General features: G+C 71.5%; 15 protein-coding genes, 1 tRNA gene and 1 pseudogene. 12 read left to right on the top strand and 5 right to left on the bottom strand.

Going from position 1 to position 18,084, the window contains the following annotated elements; genetic code table 11:
* The first annotated feature begins 201 nt into the window (after positions 1 to 201).
* The 6 genes from J2N69_RS06600 to J2N69_RS06580 all read left to right on the top strand — a co-directional run bounded on the left by J2N69_RS06600 (position 202) and on the right by J2N69_RS06580 (position 6,907).
* On the top strand, positions 202 to 2,046 hold the full coding sequence (locus J2N69_RS06600) for an APC family permease (RefSeq protein WP_230899896.1): 1,845 nt from the start codon (positions 202 to 204) through the stop codon (positions 2,044 to 2,046).
* 120 nt (positions 2,047 to 2,166) lie between these two features.
* Positions 2,167 to 2,301: a hypothetical protein gene (locus J2N69_RS36395; RefSeq protein WP_269075596.1), complete on the top strand. Its 135-nt coding sequence runs from the start codon at positions 2,167 to 2,169 to the stop codon at positions 2,299 to 2,301.
* Positions 2,298 to 2,387: a K(+)-transporting ATPase subunit F gene (kdpF, locus tag J2N69_RS06595; protein WP_037802756.1), complete on the top strand. Its 90-nt coding sequence runs from the start codon at positions 2,298 to 2,300 to the stop codon at positions 2,385 to 2,387. The genes J2N69_RS36395 and kdpF overlap by 4 nt, the downstream gene beginning before the upstream one ends.
* Positions 2,388 to 2,395: 8 nt before the next feature.
* Positions 2,396 to 4,060, top strand: a complete 1,665-nt coding sequence (gene kdpA, locus J2N69_RS06590; RefSeq protein WP_230899895.1) for a potassium-transporting ATPase subunit KdpA — start codon at positions 2,396 to 2,398, stop codon at positions 4,058 to 4,060.
* A complete protein-coding gene (gene kdpB, locus J2N69_RS06585) occupies positions 4,057 to 6,222 on the top strand; it encodes a potassium-transporting ATPase subunit KdpB (RefSeq protein WP_230899894.1) in 2,166 nt (721 codons plus the stop codon). Before kdpA ends, kdpB begins: the two co-directional genes overlap by 4 nt.
* A 7-nt stretch (positions 6,223 to 6,229) precedes the next feature.
* Positions 6,230 to 6,907, top strand: coding sequence for a potassium-transporting ATPase subunit C (locus J2N69_RS06580; protein ID WP_230899893.1), 678 nt, complete (start codon positions 6,230 to 6,232; stop codon positions 6,905 to 6,907).
* A 128-nt stretch (positions 6,908 to 7,035) separates the two neighbouring features.
* On the opposite strand, the gene J2N69_RS06575 is transcribed toward J2N69_RS06580, so the two are convergent.
* Positions 7,036 to 7,123, bottom strand: a tRNA-Leu gene (locus J2N69_RS06575).
* Positions 7,124 to 7,305: 182 nt separating this feature from the next.
* Here J2N69_RS06575 and J2N69_RS06570 point away from each other — a divergent pair.
* The 3 genes from J2N69_RS06570 to J2N69_RS06560 all read left to right on the top strand — a co-directional run bounded on the left by J2N69_RS06570 (position 7,306) and on the right by J2N69_RS06560 (position 10,077).
* Positions 7,306 to 8,649, top strand: a complete 1,344-nt coding sequence (locus J2N69_RS06570) for a M20/M25/M40 family metallo-hydrolase (RefSeq protein ID WP_230899892.1) — start codon at positions 7,306 to 7,308, stop codon at positions 8,647 to 8,649.
* Between the two features lie 218 nt (positions 8,650 to 8,867).
* The gene (locus J2N69_RS06565) at positions 8,868 to 9,101 is read left to right on the top strand and encodes a chaplin (RefSeq protein WP_127911639.1); all 234 of its coding nucleotides are present in this window, start codon (positions 8,868 to 8,870) and stop codon (positions 9,099 to 9,101) included.
* 136 nt (positions 9,102 to 9,237) lie between these two features.
* Positions 9,238 to 10,077 carry a chaplin gene (locus J2N69_RS06560; RefSeq protein ID WP_230899891.1) on the top strand — a complete coding sequence of 280 codons (840 nt, stop codon included), beginning with the start codon at positions 9,238 to 9,240 and terminating at the stop codon, positions 10,075 to 10,077.
* Between the two features lie 130 nt (positions 10,078 to 10,207).
* On the opposite strand, the gene J2N69_RS06555 is transcribed toward J2N69_RS06560, so the two are convergent.
* Positions 10,208 to 10,396 (bottom strand): DUF5703 family protein, encoded by a 189-nt coding sequence (locus J2N69_RS06555; protein ID WP_127911640.1) that lies wholly within the window; start codon positions 10,394 to 10,396, stop codon positions 10,208 to 10,210.
* Between the two features lie 47 nt (positions 10,397 to 10,443).
* Between J2N69_RS06555 and J2N69_RS06550 the strand changes: the two are divergent.
* Positions 10,444 to 11,133 (top strand): annotated as a pseudogene (locus J2N69_RS06550) (hypothetical protein); the annotation flags it as partial.
* A 236-nt stretch (positions 11,134 to 11,369) separates the two neighbouring features.
* Here the strand turns inward: J2N69_RS06550 and J2N69_RS06545 are convergent.
* Positions 11,370 to 13,751: an AAA family ATPase gene (locus J2N69_RS06545; RefSeq protein WP_230899889.1), complete on the bottom strand. Its 2,382-nt coding sequence runs from the start codon at positions 13,749 to 13,751 to the stop codon at positions 11,370 to 11,372.
* Entirely contained in the window at positions 13,748 to 14,728 is a 981-nt protein-coding gene (locus tag J2N69_RS06540; RefSeq protein WP_230899888.1) for an aldo/keto reductase, read from the bottom strand. The genes J2N69_RS06545 and J2N69_RS06540 overlap by 4 nt, the downstream gene beginning before the upstream one ends.
* A 180-nt stretch (positions 14,729 to 14,908) precedes the next feature.
* Between J2N69_RS06540 and J2N69_RS06535 the strand changes: the two genes are divergently transcribed.
* A complete protein-coding gene (locus J2N69_RS06535) occupies positions 14,909 to 15,964 on the top strand; it encodes an LLM class F420-dependent oxidoreductase (RefSeq protein WP_230899887.1) in 1,056 nt (351 codons plus the stop codon).
* Between the two features lie 261 nt (positions 15,965 to 16,225).
* A complete protein-coding gene (locus J2N69_RS06530) occupies positions 16,226 to 17,014 on the top strand; it encodes a ferritin-like domain-containing protein (RefSeq protein ID WP_230899886.1) in 789 nt (262 codons plus the stop codon).
* 30 nt (positions 17,015 to 17,044) lie between these two features.
* Here J2N69_RS06530 and corA read toward each other — a convergent pair whose 3' ends face one another.
* Complete coding sequence (corA, locus tag J2N69_RS06525; RefSeq protein ID WP_230899885.1) at positions 17,045 to 18,043, bottom strand: magnesium/cobalt transporter CorA; 999 nt, start codon at positions 18,041 to 18,043, stop codon at positions 17,045 to 17,047.
* Positions 18,044 to 18,084 lie beyond the last annotated feature (41 nt).

Here is an 18,084-nt window from a genome sequence, read left to right as displayed (position 1 = left end):
CCCTGCGTACGAGAAGCCTCCCGGCGACGTCAACGGGCATGGACAGGCGTCGACAGGCAGGCAGCGACGGGCGTCGACGGCGGCGTCAAGGACGCGTGAAGACCGGGCCGTCACGCGCGAAGATCGCGCCAGGGAAGCGCTTCACCGACTGGAACCGGACAGAACCTGAGCGGACCTGTCCGGGCTCCAGAAGGAGTACGCATGTCCGTCCTGACCACCGCGCCGGCGAAAACCGCCCCTCTCGCCGAGGAGCAGCCGGACACCGGCGAACGCCACCGGCTGACGGCGGTCACCGGCCTCGCCGCGTTGTCCCTGGACGCGATGGCCTCCGTCGCCTACGGCCCCGAGGCGATCGTCCTGGTCCTGGCCGCCGCCGGCGGCCACGGCCTCGGCTTCACCCTGCCGGTGACCCTCGCCATCGCCGGTCTGCTCGCCGTCCTCGTCGCCTCCTACCGCCAGGTCATCGCCGCCTTCCCCGACGGCGGCGGCTCCTACGCCGTCGCCAAGACCCATCTGGGCCGCCGCGCGTCCCTGGTGGCCGCCGCCTCCCTGGTCCTCGACTACGTCCTGAACGTCGCCGTCGCCGTCACCGCCGGAGTCGCCGCCCTCACCTCCGCCTTCCCGGGGCTGTACGGCGACCGGCTGTGGATCTGCCTGGCCGTCCTCGCCCTGATCACCGCGGTCAACCTGCGCGGCATCGCCGACTCCGCGAAGGCCTTCCTCGCGCCGACCGCCGTCTTCGTCCTCGCGATCCTCACCCTGATCGCCGTCGGCCTCTTCCGCTCCGCGCCCGTCAGCACCGAAGCCGCGCAGGGCCACGCCTCCGTCGTCGCCGACAACGCCACCACCGTCGGCGCCCTGCTCCTGCTGAAGGCGTTCGCCTCCGGCTGCTCCGCGCTCACCGGCGTCGAGGCCATCGCCAACGCGGTGCCGTCCTTCCGCGCCCCGCGCGCCCGCCGCGCCCAGCACGCGGAGGCCGCCCTCGGGGCCGTCCTCGGCGTGATGCTGATCGGCCTCGCGGTGCTGATCTCCCGCTTCCACCTCCAGCCGGTCGACGGCGTCACCGTCCTCGCCCAGCTCGCGGACGCCTCACTCGGCCACAACTGGGCTTTCTACGTCGTCCAGTTCGCCACGATGACCCTGCTCGCCCTCTCCGCGAACACGTCCTTCGGCAGCCTGCCCGTCCTCCTGAAGCTCCTGGCCCGCGACAACCACCTGCCGCACGTCTTCGCCCTCAAGGCCGACCGCCAGGTCCACCGGCACGGCGTCCTCACCCTCGCCGCCGTCTCCGCGGCGCTCCTCGTCCTCTCCGGCGGCGACACCAACACCCTCGTCCCGCTCTTCGCGATCGGCGTCTTCGTCGGCTTCACCCTCGCGCAGACCGGCATGGTCGTCCACTGGCGCCGCGAGCGCGGCCCCCGGTGGCGCGGCAAGGCGGCGCTCAACGGCTTCGGCGCGCTCCTGACCGGCGTCAGCGCGATCGTCGTGACGGCCACCAAGTTCCACGGCGGGGCCTGGCTGATCGTCGTCGCCCTGCCGCTGCTGGTCGCCGCCTTCGAGAAGGTCCACCGCGCCTACACCGCGATCGGCGAGCGGCTCGGCCTCGGCCGCGTCCCCGCCCGCCCGCACCGCGACCGCTCCCTGGTCGTCGTCCCTGTCTCCGCCCTCTCCCGCCTCACCAGCGAGGCGCTGACCGCCGCCGTGTCCCTGGGCGACGAGGTGCGCGCGGTGACCGTCTGCCACGCCGACCCCGAGGACCGCGCCGCCGCCGACGCCCTGGAGCGGGACTGGGCGCTGTGGAACCCGGGCGTGCCCCTGGTCCGCCTGCCCTCCGAGCGCCGCACGCTGGGCCGCCCCGTCGCCGCGTACGTACGCCACATCGAGACCGCCTCTCCCCGTACCCGCGTCACCGTGCTGATCCCCGAGGTCGAACCGGCCCGCGCCTGGCAGCGGCTGCTGCAGAACCAGCGCGGCGCGGTCGTCGCCCACGCGGTCCGCAAGGACACCGACGCCGCCGTCTGCCGCCTGCGCCTGCGGCTCTCGTGAGCCATCCGCCTCGTAAGAGAGCCGTCAAGACGCCGCTCGCCACCGTATGGAGGGCGTCAACGGTGGCCGAAAACGCCCTGAACAGCGATTACCTCTAACCCGTCGGACCCGTCGGCTCACGTGCGCCGACGGCCGACACGTTCATCCATCCACTTCCTTCAGGAGCTCACGATGGCCGATCTGGCCTTCGTCGCCACCACGGTCGCGGTCTTCGCGCTGGTGGCCCTCGTCGCCAAGGGGGTGACGAAGCTGTGACCGCCGAGAACGTCGTCGGCCTGGTCGTGGCCGTCGCCCTCCTGGGCTATCTCGTCCTCGCCCTCGTCTTTCCGGAGAGGTTCTGAGTACGGATATGAGCCCTGTCCTTGCCGGCGTGCTCCAACTGCTCGCCCTCATAGCGGCACTCGCCCTGGCATACCGCCCTCTCGGCGACCACATGGCCCGCGTCTACACCTCGACGAAGCACCTGCGCGTCGAGAAGTGGATGTACAAGGCCATCGGCGCCGACCCCGACGCCGAGATGCGCTGGACCGCGTACCTGCGCGGCGTCCTCGCCTTCTCCGCGGCCGGCGTCCTCTTCCTCTACCTCCTCCAGCGCCTCCAGGGCTCGCTGCCCGGCTCGCTCGGGTTCCGCTCGATCGACCCGGACCAGGCGTTCAACACCGCCGCCTCCTTCGTGGCGAACACCAACTGGCAGTCGTACAGCGGCGAACAGGCCATGGGCCACGTCGTGCAGACCGCCGGCCTGGCCGTACAGAACTTCGTCTCGGCGGCGGTGGGGATCGCCGTGGCGGTGGCTCTCGTACGCGGCTTCGCCCGCTCCCGTACCGGTGAACTCGGCAACTTCTGGGCCGACCTGGTACGCGGTGTCGTGCGCATCCTGCTGCCCATCTCGGTGCTCGGCGCGCTCGTCCTGGTCGCCTGCGGGGTGCTCCAGAACTTCTCCGGCATCCACGGGGTCGGACAGTTCCTGGGCGGCACCCAGCTGTGGAACGGCGGCGCGATCGCCACACAGGAGGTCATCAAGCTCCTGGGCACCAACGGCGGCGGCTACTTCAACGCCAACTCCGCCCACCCGTTCGAGAACCCGGGCCCCTTCTCCAACCTCTTCGAGGTCTTCCTGATCCTCGTCATCCCCTTCGCGCTGACCCGCACCTTCGGCAAGATGGTCGGCTCCGTCCGGCAGGGCTACGCGATCCTCGCCACGATGGCGACGATCTGGCTCGGCTTCACGGCGCTGATGATGTGGACGGAGTTCCACCACGGCGGCCCGGCGTTCGACCTGGCCGGCGGCGCGACGGAGGGCAAGGAGACCCGCTTCGGGATCGGCGGCTCGTCGATCTTCGCGGTGGCCACCACGCTCACCTCCACGGGCGCCGTGAACTCCTTCCACTCCTCCTACACCGGCTTCGGCGGCGGCATCGAACTGCTCGGCATGCAGCTCGGCGAGATCGCGCCCGGCGGCGTGGGCTCCGGCCTCTACGGCATGCTCGTCATGGCGGTCATCGCCGTCTTCATCGCGGGCCTGATGGTCGGCCGTACGCCGGAGTACCTGGGCAAGAAGATCGGCACCCGCGAGATCAAGCTGGCGGCCTGCTACATCCTCATCACCCCGGCGCTCGTCCTCGGCTTCACGGCCGTCTCGATGGCGCTGCCCACGCCCAAGGAGTCGATGCTCAACTCCGGGGCGCACGGCTTCTCCGAGGTCCTGTACGCCTTCACGTCCGGCGCCAACAACAACGGCTCGGCGTTCGGCGGCCTGAGCGCGGACACCACCTGGTTCAACACCACGATCGGCCTCGCCATGCTGCTCGGCCGTTTCCTTCCCATGGTGTTCGTCCTCGCGCTCGCGGGTTCGCTGGCCGGACAGACACCGATCCCGAAGACGGCGGGCACCCTGCGCACCGAGAAGCCGCTCTTCACCGGGTTGCTGGCGGGCGCCATCATGATCATCACCGGTCTCACCTACTTCCCCGCCCTCGCGCTGGGACCGCTTGCCGAGGGGCTGGCGTCATGAGCACACACACCAAGAAGTACGAGACGGACGAGCGCGACGCCGGGCCCGTCCCCACCCCCGCCCCGCACCAGGACGTGCCCACGGGCCACCGCACCGCCGACGAGGGCAAGGTCGGCGCGGGTCTCTTCGACCCCGCCCAGCTGCTGAGGTCCCTGCCGGACGCCGTCCGCAAGCTGCACCCGCGGGTGATGGTCAAGTCGCCGGTCATGTTCGTCGTCCTCATCGGCTCGGTGGTCACCACCGTGCTCGCGGTGAAGGACCCGGGGGACTGGTTCGGCTGGGCGATCACCGTCTGGCTCTGGCTGACGACGCTCTTCGCCAACCTCGCGGAGGCGGTGGCCGAGGGCCGCGGCAAGGCGCAGGCGGACACGCTGCGCAAGGCCAAGACGGACACGGTCGCGCGCCGCCTGACCGACGGCGCCGAGGGGGCCCGCGGCACCGAGGAGCACGTCCCCGGCACCGACCTGCGCGTCGGCGACCTCGTGGTCTGCGAGGCGGGCGACATCATCCCCGGCGACGGTGACGTCGTCGAGGGCGTCGCCTCCGTCGACGAGTCCGCGATCACCGGTGAGTCGGCCCCCGTCATCCGCGAGTCCGGCGGCGACCGCTCCGCCGTCACGGGCGGTACGAAGGTCCTCTCCGACCGCATCGTCATCAAGATCACGACGAAGCCCGGCGAGACGTTCATCGACCGCATGATCAACCTGGTCGAGGGCGCGGCCCGCCAGAAGACGCCCAACGAAATCGCGCTGAACATCCTCCTCGCGTCTCTGACCATCGTCTTCCTCATGGCGGTGGTCACCCTGAAGCCCTTCGCGATCTACGCCGGGGCCGACGACCAGACCTCCCTGATCGTCCTGACGGCGCTGCTGGTCTGCCTCATCCCGACCACCATCGGCGCCCTGCTCTCCGCGATCGGCATCGCCGGCATGGACCGCCTCGTGCAGCGCAACGTCCTCGCCATGTCGGGCCGGGCGGTCGAGGCGGCCGGTGACGTCTCCACCCTGCTCCTGGACAAGACCGGCACCATCACGCTCGGCAACCGCCAGGCCGCGGAGTTCGTCCCCGTACGCGGCACCACCGCGGCCGAGCTGGCCGACGCCGCCCAGCTCTCCTCGCTGGCCGACGAGACACCCGAGGGCCGCTCCATCGTCGTGCTCGCCAAGGAGAAGTACGGCCTGCGCGAGCGCCACCAGGGCGAGCTGACCGGCGCCGAGTGGGTGGAGTTCACGGCGCAGACCCGCATGTCGGGCGTGGACGTGGACGGCCGCAAGGTCCGCAAGGGCGCGACCGGTTCGGTCGTCGCCTGGGTCGAGGAGCGCGGGGGAGAGGTCGCGAAGGATGCCCAGGAACTCACCGACGCCATTTCCCAGGCTGGTGGCACGCCGCTGCTGGTGGCTGTGGAAGACGCTGAGGGGGCCCGGGTCCTGGGGGTGATCCACCTCAAGGACGTCGTCAAGGAGGGCATGCGCGAACGCTTCGACGAGCTGCGCCGCATGGGCATCAAGACCGTCATGATCACGGGCGACAACCCGCTGACCGCCAAGGCGATCGCGGACGAGGCGGGCGTGGACGACTTCCTCGCCGAGGCCACGCCCGAGGACAAGATGGCGCTGATCAAACGCGAGCAGGCCGGCGGCAAGCTGGTGGCGATGACGGGCGACGGCACCAACGACGCCCCCGCGCTCGCCCAGGCGGACGTGGGCGTGGCGATGAACACGGGCACGTCGGCCGCCAAGGAGGCCGGCAACATGGTCGACCTCGACTCCAACCCCACGAAGCTCATCGAGATCGTGGAGATCGGCAAGCAGCTCCTCATCACCCGGGGCGCGCTGACGACCTTCTCCATCGCCAACGACGTCGCGAAGTACTTCGCGATCATCCCGGCCATGTTCGCGGTGGCCTACCCGGGCCTCGACAAGCTCAACATCATGGGCCTGACCTCGCCCGAGTCCGCGATCCTCTCCGCGGTGATCTTCAACGCCCTGATCATCGTCGCGCTCGTGCCGCTGGCCCTGAAGGGCGTGCGGTACCGCCCGATGAGCGCGGACCGGATGCTGCGGCGCAACCTCGGCGTCTACGGCCTCGGCGGCCTCGTCGCCCCGTTCATCGGCATCAAGATCATCGACGTACTCCTCTCCCTCATCCCCGGCATTGGGTGACGCGCTCATGAACAACTCCGTGGCCAACACCGCCCGGCTCCTCGGCGCCGGCCTGCGCGCCCTGCTCGTCCTGACCGTGCTCTGCGGCGTCCTCTACCCCCTCGCGGTGACCGGCGCCGCCCAGGCCCTCTTCCACGACAAGGCCAACGGCTCCGAGATCAAGGCGGACGGCAGGACCGTCGGCTCCGAACTCATCGGCCAGCGCTACGACCTCCCCCTGCGGAAGGGCCAGAGGACCCCCGAGCCCGACCTGAGGTGGTTCCAGCCGCGCCCGTCGAACGGCCTGGGCGAGAACAGCGTCAACACCCAGCACGAACTGCTCCTGTCCGGCGCGACGAACCTGTCGGGCGACAGCAAGGAGCTGATCGCCCAGGTGAAGGCAGCCAAGGAGGCGGTCATCAAGGACAACTCCACCGCGTCCCACAAGGTCAGCCCCTCCGAGGTCCCCGCCGACGCGGTCACCTCCTCGGGCTCGGGCCTTGACCCCCACATCTCCCCGTCCTACGCCGACCTCCAGGTCCACCGCGTGGCGGAGCGGAACCACGTGAGCGTGGCACGGGTCCAGACCCTGGTCGACGACAACACCGAGGGCCGAACCCTCGGCTTCATGGGGGAGCCGCGCGTGAACGTCCTGCGCCTGAACATCGCCCTGAAGGAACTGACGGCGGGGGACGGCGACTCCTGACCCACCGCCAACAGGCGTGAGGCCCCAGTTCGATGAACTGGGGCCTTCACGAGGTTCCAAGGGGGCGCACCGGCTTGGGCACACACCGCTCAGAAAAGCAGAAAACCCCAGATCAACTGGGGTCTTGCTGGTGTCCGAGGGGGGACTTGAACCCCCACGCCCGATAAAGGGCACTAGCACCTCAAGCTAGCGCGTCTGCCATTCCGCCACCCGGACCAGGTGTCTGTCTTCGCGGGGTGTTCCCCGCGGCGACACAGAGAACATTACCAGGCTTCCGGGGGCGCTCGATCACCCCTCCCCCCGCAGGTCCGCCCACCGTGAACTGCTGATGACGACGCCCGCCCGCCCTTGGGCGCGGAGCCCGGGGGAGAGAGGATGAGGGGGACCACCAGCAGCGAATGCGGGAGGAGCCCAGCGTGAGCGGGTCCAGCACGGGCAAGGCCGTCACCGGTGAGGACGAGGTCGTCGACCTCTGCCGCGAACTGATCCAGATCGATACGAGCAACTACGGCGACCACTCGGGCCCGGGGGAGCGCAAGGCCGCCGAGTACGTCGCCGAGAAGCTCGCCGAGGTCGGTCTGGAGCCGAAGATCTTCGAGTCCCACCCCGGCAGGGCCTCCACCGTGGCGCGGATCGAGGGCGAGGACCCGTCGCGGCCCGCGCTGCTCATCCACGGCCACACCGACGTCGTACCGGCCAACGCCGTGGACTGGACGCACCACCCCTTCTCCGGGGAGATCGCGGACGGCTGCGTGTGGGGCCGGGGCGCCGTCGACATGAAGGACATGGACGCGATGACCCTCGCGGTCGTCCGGGACCGGATGCGCAGCGGCCGCAAGCCCCCGCGCGACATCGTCCTCGCCTTCCTCGCCGACGAGGAGGCGGGCGGCACGTACGGCGCGCGGTACCTCGTCGACAACCACCCCGACCTCTTCGAGGGCTGCACGGAGGCGATCAGCGAGGTCGGCGGCTTCTCGTTCACCGTCAACGAGAACCTGCGGCTCTACCTCGTCGAGACCGCCCAGAAAGGCATGCACTGGATGAAGCTGACCGTGGACGGCACCGCCGGCCACGGTTCGATGATCCACAAGGACAACGCGATCACCGAGCTGTCCGAGGCCGTCGGGCGCCTGGGGCGGCACACGTTCCCCGTACGGGTCACCAAGACCCTGCGGCACTTCCTCGACGAGCTGGGCGACGCCCTCGGCACCGAGCTGGACCCGGAGAACATGGACGAGACGCTCGCCAAGCTCGGCGGCATCGCCAAGCTCATCGGCGCCTCCCTCCAGAACACCGCCAACCCGACGCAGCTCGGCGCCGGCTACAAGGTGAACGTGATCCCCGGCCAGGCCACCGCGCACGTCGACGGCCGCTACCTGCCGGGGTACGAGGAGGAGTTCCTCGCCGACCTGGACCGGATTCTCGGCCCGCGGGTCAAGCGCGAGGACGTGCACGCGGACAAGGCGCTGGAGACGACGTTCGACGGCGCGCTCGTCGACGCCATGCAGACGGCCCTGCGGGCGGAGGACCCGATCGCGCGCGCCGTGCCGTACATGCTCTCGGCCGGTACGGACGCCAAGTCCTTCGACGACCTCGGCATCCGGGGCTTCGGCTTCGCGCCGCTGAAGCTGCCGCCCGAGCTGGACTTCGCGGGCATGTTCCACGGTGTCGACGAGCGGGTGCCGGTCGACGGCCTGAAGTTCGGCGTCCGGGTGCTCGACCGGTTCATCGACGCGTCCTGACGGGAACCGGCCCGGTCCCCGGCCGGGAAGCAGCCGGGGGCTGGTTGTCGCGGCTATCGTCTGCTTTTCATGGTGAAACGACACTCCAATAATCGCCAGCGCGTGCGTACTTGACTGAAAAGAGTGAAAGCACTCTTCAGCTCGTAGCCCGTCAACTCCCTTCTCGTTACAGGTGATGCAGTCCGCGGCTGGGGCTGCATCGCCAACAAGGAGGAACAATGATCAAGAAGATCGTCGCCGCTGCGGCTGCCACTGGTGGTCTCGTGCTCGCCGGCGCGGGTGTCGCCGCTGCCGACGCCGGTGCACAGGGTGCCGCCGTCAACTCTCCCGGTGTCGTGTCGGGCAACGTCATCCAGGCCCCGATCCACATCCCGGTGAACGCCTGCGGCAACACGGTCAACGTGATCGGGCTGCTGAACCCCACCTTCGGCAACACCTGCGTCAACAAGTGACGTTGTTGTGCCTCACCCCTTGAGGGGCTGAGTCCGTCGGCCCCGGAGTGCGTGCCATGCGCTCCGGGGCCGACGGGCATTCCAGGTCCGGGCGAGGCCCGGATGTCTTCCGGAAGGTAAAAGGCAGGGAACAGCTATGCGACAGGGCACCCGAAAAAGCTTGATCACCATGGCGGCCGCGACCGGCGTACTCGCCATGTCCGGTGGCTACGCGCACGCGGACTCGACCGCCAGGGGGAGCAGTTCGAACTCTCCCGGCGTACTGTCGGGGAACACCGTCCAGGCCCCCGTTGACGCTCCGGTCAACGTGTGCGGCAACACCGTGAACGTCGTCGGGCTCCTGAACCCCGCGGCGGGCAACAACTGCGCCAACTCCTCCAAGGGGGGCGGCGCGCACAGGCCCTCCGGCGGGTCCAAGGCCGAAGGACGCAGCAGCAACTCGCCGGGCGTCGGTTCCGGCAACACCGTGCAGGTGCCGGTGCACGCTCCGGTGAACGTCTGCGGCAACGGCGTCACCATCGGCGGTCTCGGCAACGCGACCCATGGGAACAACTGCGCCAACAACGGCGGCCCGGCGACCCCGCCGGGCGCCGAGAAGCCCCCGACGGACCCCGAGCACCCGGGGAAGCCGGAGGAGCCCGGAAAGCCGGGGGAGCCGGGCAAGCCCGAGCAGCCCGGTAAGCCGGAGCAGCCCGGTAAGCCTGAGGAGCCGGGGAAGCCGGGGAAGCCGGGGAAGCCGGGCAAGCCCGAGCAGCCGGGTAAGCCGGGAGAGCCTGGTAAGCCCGGAGAGCCGGGGCAGCCGGGCGGGCCCGGGAAGCCGAACGACCCGGGCACGCGGACCGTCACCCCGCCCGAGGGCACCTCGCAGCTCGCGGAGACCGGCAACTCGCTGCCGGTCGGCCTCGCGCTGCCGATGGGCGCGGGCGTGCTGCTCGCGGGCACGGTGCTGTACCGCAGGGCGCGGGCGACAGACTGATGATCAACCTGTGCCGGGCGGTTCGCAGCCGCCGGGCACGCCGGAACGGAGCGGGCCCCGCCGTCACGGAGCCCGCTCCGTTCCGGGACGCGCCGGCGTCCCGTCCCGGGTCAGCCGGGCTCGTCTCCGCTCACCAGGTGGCCCGCACCTGGCGGATGATCCGTCGTTTCAGCCGCACCCTGCGGCTCCCGTCGGGGTGCAGACTCAGGCGGTCCAACTCCCAGTGTCCGTACTCTGCGTGGTCTGTCAGCAGACGTGTGGCTTCCTTGCGGGTGACCCCGCGCGGTACATACACGTCGACAAATTCGTATTCCGGCATCGCATCTATTGTGCGGGCACCGGCCCGGTACGGATAGCGTCTGCACTATGTCTGATGCTGCGCAGCCCACCGCTGCCGAGGTACGTGCCGCCGCCGAGGCGGTCAAGACCGCGCTCGACCGCCACCTGGCCGCGGTCGAACGCAGGTCGGGCGAGGACGATCCGGCCGTGTACGAGGCGTTCAACGAACTCGCCGCCGCGGCCGAGGAGTACGACGAACTCCTCTACGACCGCTACGACGAGGTCACGCCCTTCGAGATCCCCGGCACCGACGACGCGTTGCCGCCCTATCAGGGCCCGGAGGAGGCCAACGCGCTGAGCGTGCTGATCCGGCGCGACTACGCCGTGGCGGAACCTCAGCGGCTCCTCGTCCAGGCCCAGCGGGTCGCCGGCCTCGATGCGGGCGGGCCGGGAGGGACCGGCCCGGCCGACACCGTGCACGGTGCGCTCGGTGTCCTCTTCGGGGAGTTCGAACCGGACGAGATCGCCTCCCGGCACAAGGAGTTCGGCCTGGAGGAGGGCGACTCCACGCTGTGGGTCACCGCGGCGGACACCCCCGCCGAGCCGGGGGAGTGGCTCGACGCCCCCTTCGACGAGGCCGACCCGCACCGGGTGGTGTGCCGTTTCGACGTCAGCTCGGTCTTCGACGACGAACTGGACCACGAAGGGCTCGACGGGCTGGACGCCGACCCCGACATCGACCCGGACATCGACCCGGATGTGGCCGTGCCCCTCGACGAGATCGATGAGATCGACGAGATCGATGAAGACGCGGTCGGCGGAGGAGTCCATGTGAGCGAGGCGGCTGATGAGGCCGGTGGGGCCGGTGGGGCAGGGGCCGGCCCACGGGGAACCGGTCGCTGACCCCTCCGCGGACATTCCCGGCACGTACGACGAGCGCGCCGCCCCAGGAGGGCGGCGCGCTCGCTCGTGGAGTCGCCGGTCCGGGCGGTGGCGCCGCCCGGATCAGCGGGTCAGGACGCCGCCGAGGGGACCTGGGGGCGCAGCAGCGTCCGCAGGCGCGTCGTACGGTCCTTCCAGAGGCGCTCCGCCACCGCGTGCGGGAGGGCCTGCTCGACGCCCTGCACGACCGACAGGTGCCGCTCGCCCCGGCTGAACGCCGTGTAGACCCACGGCCGGGTCAGCGTCTGCGCCGCGTCACCGGGCAGCACCACGACCACGGCGGGCCAGCGCAGCCCGGCCGCCTGGTGAGCCGTGAGCGCCCAGGCATGCCGCACCTCCCGCTCCACCCGCTCCCTGCGTACGAGCACGGGGTCGCCGTCACACTCCAGGTGCAGCCCCTCCGCGTCGGCCCGCACCACGCGGCCGAGCGTCGTGCGGCCCGGCGCCGGGACGTGGGCGACCCGGTCGCCGGGGTCGAAGCCGCCGAACCGGCCGGGGCCGGGGTTCAGCCGCTCCTTCAGCGCGGCGTTGAGCACGCGGGTGCCGGCGGCACCGCCGTGGCCCGGCGTGATGACCTGCGTGTGCTCGGCGGGCACGCCGATCGCCCGGGGCACCGAGTCCGCGACGAGCTGCACCGTGCGGTGGATCGCCTCGGCGGCGTCGCGCACCGGGACGAGCACGACCTCCTTGGCGGGCGCCTCGACCTGGTTCAGCTCGCCGATGCCGATGCCGGACGTCAGCTCCCCGATCGGGCCGGGGTCCGGGGTGCGCGAGACGACCTGGGGGCAGCAGCGGGCGGCGACGAGATCGGCGAAGACCCGCCCGGGGCCCGCCGACCACAGCGTCGCCGGATCGCCGCTGAGGACCAGGCGGGCGCCGTCCGGCAGGGACTCCACGAGCATCGCCGCGGACTCCACGTCCAGCTGCGGGGCGTCCAGGACGACCAGCAGGTCGAGCGCGAGGGCGCCGTCCGCGTCGCGCCCGGGGCCCTGCGCACCGGAGAGCAGTCCCGCGACCGTCACGGCCGCCTCCTGCATACCGGTCGCCTGCGCGAGGCGGCGCCGGCCGTCGGCGCTGTGGGCGGCGGCGCACACCCGAAGGCCGAGCGCGGCGGCCGCGGACACCAGCGCGGCGGGCTCGGCACGCGCCGCCTCACCACCGGAGTGCAGCACCAGGCCGTGGCCGCCCACGGCGCGGATCAGCTCGGCCGTGGATCCGGACGTCTGGGCCGCGGCGGCCGCCCAGTCGGCGTCCCCCGGGTCCGCGCCGTCGTCCTCCTTGGGCAGGGAGTTGATGATCCGGGCGAGACCGTCGGCGAGGCTCTCCTCCGCCAGCGCGTACCGCTCAAGGCCGATCAGGACGCGGACGGGGCGCTCCGGCTCCTCTGCTCCGTCCGTCTCTTCTCCGCCCGCCGCCTCCTGCTCGCGCTCGTCGTCCGAGCGCTGCACCGGCACCGTCTCGGCCCCTTCGAGGGCGTCCTGGAAGACCAGGGCGTCGCCCTCCGCCAAGGCGCTCTGCACCGCGGCGTCCGGGTCCGGCACCGCGCGCTGCCCGAGGGCCGCGGTCAGCGCGGCGGCGTCCAGCGCGGTGTGTCCCGCGAGGGCCGCCTGCTCCAAGAGCCACACGGTGACCGCGCGGCCCCTGCGCTCGTCGTCGGGCCCGCACGCGGGGCCGAGCAGCGCCCTCGCGAACCCGTCGGCCTGCTCGGGACGGACTCCGCCGACCCGCAGCAGCTGCCAGGGGTCCGCCCGCAGTTGTTCGTCCGCACCCTCGCCGAGCGCGGCCGCGGTCGGTGCGGCGAGGGTCTCCGGCGCGCCTCCTTCGGTGAGCACGGCGCGGACCGCGGCGACGCTCTCCTCGGCGGGCGCCGCCTCGGCCGGGCGGGGGCGCACGGGCTCCTGTACGGGCGCCGGGGCGGGCCTGCGCCGCACGGGCTCCGGCTCCCGGAAGGCGCTGGCGACGGGCTTCTCGCCGCTCTCCACGGCGCGCACGGCGGCCAGCAGGTCGGCGGCGGTCCCGCTCAGCTTCGTCCCGGCCTCGATGGGGCCTTCCTTGGACGCCTTGCGCTGCTCGATCCGCTCCCGCAGCTCCCGCTGCGCGGCGATCTCCGCCTCCGCCTCGGACAGCGCGGGGGCCTCACCGCTCCCGGCCGCACCCTCACCGGCCCCGCCCCCGGCCTCCTCCGACCCTTCCGACTCCTGCGACCCCTCAGAGCCCTGCGACCCTTCCGAGTCCTCCACGCCCTCGTCCGCGGCAGCCTCTCCCACCGGCTCGACCGACGGGTCCAGCTTCGACTCCGCCTCCGGGTCCGACGGAGCCGCAGAGGCCCGCTCGGGCTCCGACCCGGCCTCGGTGCCGGAAACCGGCGGTGCGGTCTCCTCCGCGCCGGGTGACTCCGCTCCCTCCGCGGCAGCGGTCCCGGGGTCCTCCGCGGCGGCGGGTTCCGTACTCACAGCGTGCTCCAGTCGTGATCGGGATAGCGGTGCACGGGCGCCGACACATCGTCGAGCGCCTGGCAGATCTCGTCAGGAAGACTAAGGGTCTCCACTGACAACGCGGCCGTGAGCTGCTGCGCGGTGCGCGCGCCGACGATCGGGGCGGTCACTCCCGGGCGGTCCCGCACCCAGGCCAGGGCGACCTGGAGCGGGGTCGCCGCGAGCCCGTCGGCGGCCGTCGCGACCGCGTCGACGATGTGCCCCGCCGCGTCGTCCAGGTACGGCGCGACGAAGGGCGCCATGTGGTCGGAGCCGCCGCGCGAGTCGGCGGGCGTCGCGCGGCGGTACTTCCCGGTGAGCACCCCCCGGCCGAGCGGCGAGGAGGGCAGCAGGCCCACCCCCAGGTCGATGGCGGCGGGCAGCACCTCGCGCTCGACGCCGCGCTGGAGCAGGGAGTACTCCATCTGCGTACTGGCGATACGGGTGCGGGCGCCCGGCACCGCGAGCTGCCACGTCGCGGCCTTGGCGAGCTGCCAGCCGCAGAAGTTGGAGACTCCCGCATACCGCGCCCGCCCGCTGCTGACCGCGATGTCCAGGGCTTGCAGCGTCTCGTCCAGCGGGGTCCGGGGATCGAAGGCGTGCACCTGCCACAGGTCCACGTAATCCGTGCCGAGCCGGGCGAGGGAGGCGTCGAGCGCGGAGAGCAGGTGGCCCCGTGAGCCGTCGAAGCGCCGCTCGGGGTCGGGCACGCTGCCCGCCTTGGTGGCGATGACCAGGTCGCGCCGGGAGACGAGCCGCTCGATCAGGCGGCCGAGCAGATACTCGGACCCGCCGTCGCCGTACACATCCGCCGTGTCGACGAGGGTGCCGCCCGCCTCCCAGAACACCTTCAACAGCTCGGCGGCGTCGCTCTCCTCGGTATGGCCCCACGTGAGGGTGCCGAGTCCGATGCGGGACACGCGCAGGCCGGTCCGGCCGAGATGCCTCTGCTCCATGGGCGCTGAGATTACTGGCCACGCCCCGGCGACGGGCGAGCCTGTGGACAAACCGGCGGATGTGGAGAACTCGGCCACCCGTGCGGGGAGCCGGCCGGCCCCTGACGGATCAGCCGCCCGCGCGTTACAGTCGCCCGCACAAGGGCGTTACTCATGAGTACAGCGGTTAGGGGATCGGCCATGCAGCTCGGGATCAACCTCGGCTACTGGGGCGCCGGGATCGACGCGGACAACCTCGCGGTCGCCAAGGAGGCCGACCGGCTCGGCTACGCGGTCTGCTGGGCCGCGGAGGCCTACGGCTCGGACGCCGCGACGGTGCTCACCTGGGTGGCCGCGCAGACCGAACGCATCGACATCGGATCGGCGATCTTCCAGATCCCGGCCCGGCAGCCCGCGATGACCGCGATGACGGCCGCCACCCTCGACTCGCTCTCCGGCGGCCGGTTCCGCCTCGGCCTCGGGGTCTCGGGCCCGCAGGTCTCCGAGGGCTGGTACGGCGTGAAGTTCGACAAGCCGCTGGCCCGCACGCGCGAGTACGTCGAGATCGTCCGCAAGGCGATGAGCCGTGAACGCCTCACCCACGACGGCGAGCACTGGACGCTGCCGCTGCCCGGCGGCCCCGGCAAGCCCATCAAGCTGACCGTCCACCCCCAGCGCGAGCACATCCCGCTGTACATCGCCGCGATCGGCCCGAAGAACCTGGAGCAGACCGGCGAGATCGCCGACGGCGCCCTGCTGATCTTCCCGGCCGCCGAGCACCTGGAGGAGACCACGCTGCGTCACCTGCGCGCCGGGCGCGAGAAGGCCGGCAAGACCATGGACGGTTTCGACGTCGTCCCGACGCTGCCGATCGCGGTCGGCGGGGACGACCGGATCGGCGCCCTCGCGGACATGTTCCGGCCGTATACGGCGCTGTACGTCGGCGGCATGGGCAGCCCCAAGCAGAACTTCTACAACCAGCTCGCGCGGCGCATGGGATACGAGAAGGAGGCCGCCGAGATCCAGGACAAGTACCTGGCGGGCGACAAGGACGGCGCGGCCGCCGCCATCCCGCGGCAGCTGATCGACTCGACCGCGCTGCTCGGTTCCGTGGAGCGGATCGCCGACCGGATGCAGGCCTACGCGGCGGCCGGTGTCACCACGCTCACGCTGTCGCCCGCGGGCTTCACGCTGGAGGAGCGCATCGCCGCGCTGCGGGCCGGCACCGAGGCGCTGGAACGCGCCGGACTGGCGTAACGGGAAGAGGGGGATTTCTGCGGCCGTGGTGGGGGCTCGGGGGGTCTTCCCCGCCACGGCCGTCACGGGGAACAACGCGGCACGCGCCCCCCGGTTACGGCCTCGGGCCCGGCCGTCGGCGTCCCCCTTCCGGCCGAACCGGCCCGCACCCCTGTTGCCCGGTGGCGCCCCTCGCACTTGACTGCTTCTCTGCGGAGGCGGCCGAGGAGGCCGAGGCGGCGGGCCCCGCGGTCCACGCGCAGGGGCATGGAGGTGCCAGTGATGCTTTCGGCCAGGAGTGTTTACGAGGAGATCCTCGGCAACGACGAGTCGTTCCGGCTCTTCTGCTCCATCGCCGCCGACGGCGAGGCACAAGGCGGCTGGGAGAACGCCCGCATCGCCGCGCTCGTCCCCGCGAGCGAGCGCGCACTCGTACCCAAGATCACCCGGCACGGCGCCGACGAGGAGAAGCACGGCCGGATCTTCCACGCCCTGCTGAGGAAACGCGGCCTGCGGCCCGTCGACGTACCGCACGAGACGGATTACACGATGCTGCTGGAGAGGCACGGCATCGGTCTCGCCCACGAGCGGCTGAAGGGCGAGCGGGAACTGACCGCCCGGGACGTCCTCGTCCACCTCGCGCACAGCCGGGTCACCCAGCAGCGCGCCGCCGAGCAGATGCGGCTGCTGCTCACCTGCTGCGCCGACCACCCGGACATCGGCCGCGCGGTCCGAATGATCGTGAACGACGGGGACAACCACCTCGCGTACTGCAACGAGGAGTTGCTGCGCCTCGCGTCCGCCGGGCACGGTCACGCCATCCAGCGCATCCTGCGCGAGTGCGCGCTGACCGAGATCCGCGTCCACCGCGACGTCAGCCTCGCCGTACTGGACCACATGGGGCGCATCCTGCGCTGGCCGCCCACGAAGCGGAAGGTGCTCGCCACGGGCATCCACGCCGTGTACGCGTACGAGCGGCTCGGCGGCTGGCGGCGGATGGTCACCCTGAGGCCGCCCGAGCGGCGCGACGCCCTGGGCGGGCCCGCGAGCCCCGCCCCCGAGTTCGCCTAGGCCGCCTCCGGCACGGAGACGGACGGCCTGCTACAGCCAGCCGCGGTGCTTGAACGTGCGGTACAGGAGCACTTCGAGGACGAGCATCACAACGATCACGGCGGGGTACGTCCACGTCCAGTGCAGCTCCGGCATGTGTTCGAAGTTCATGCCGTAGATCCCCGCGATCATCGTCGGGACCGCGGCCATGGCCGCCCACGCCGAGATCTTCCGCATGTCGTCGTTCTGCCGCACGCTCATCTGCGCCAGGTGCGCGGACAGGATGTCCGAGACCAGCCGGTCAAGGCCCTCCACGGACTCGTTCACGCGCGTCAGGTGGTCGTTGACGTCGCGGAAGAAGGGCTGCGCCGTCTCGTCGGCGAAAGGCACCGGAGGGCCGTAGGGGCCCGCTCCGGAGAGGCGCGCCAGGGGCAGGGAGAGCGGCCCGGTGGCCCGGCGGAACTCCAGGATCTGCCGTTTGAAGTTGTAGATCCTGGACGCCGTGTGGCGCGAACCGCCGCCGTCCGGTGAGAAGACCTCCGTCTCCAGGACCTCCAGGTCCTCCTGCAACTCGTCGGCGACCTCCAGATAGTGGTCCACGGAGGCGTCGGCGATCGAGTACAGGACCGCCGTCGGCCCGTGTTTCAGGACGTCCGGGTCGGCCTCCAGGCGGTCGCGCACGGCACCGAGCGGGGCGCCCTCGCCGTGCCGGACGGTCACCACGAACGAGTCGCCCATGAAGATCATGACCTCGCCGGAGGAGACGTTGTCGGTGTCCGGCTCGTACACGACCGGCTTGAGGACCATGAACAGCGAGTCGTCGTACACCTCCAGCTTGGGCCGCTGGTGGGCCTTGAGGGCGTCCTCCACGGCCAGCGGGTGGAGCCCGAACTCCTCGCTGACCTTGTCGAACTCGCTCTCGGTCGGTTCGTGCAGGCCGATCCAGACGAACGCCTCGCCCGTGGCCCGCGCCTCGTCCAAGGCGTCGGAGAAGTCATGAGGGCCCTCGCTGCGGCGGCCCTCGCGGTAAATGGCACAGTCGACAATCACATCGCACATGGTTCCCGGCCATCCCGGAGGTATCACTCCTC

The sequence above is a fragment of the Streptomyces huasconensis genome, assembly GCF_021028635.1.
In the GTDB taxonomy this organism is placed as follows: Bacteria; Actinomycetota; Actinomycetes; order Streptomycetales; family Streptomycetaceae; genus Streptomyces; species Streptomyces huasconensis.
This window is presented reverse-complemented; position numbering and strand designations above follow the sequence as displayed.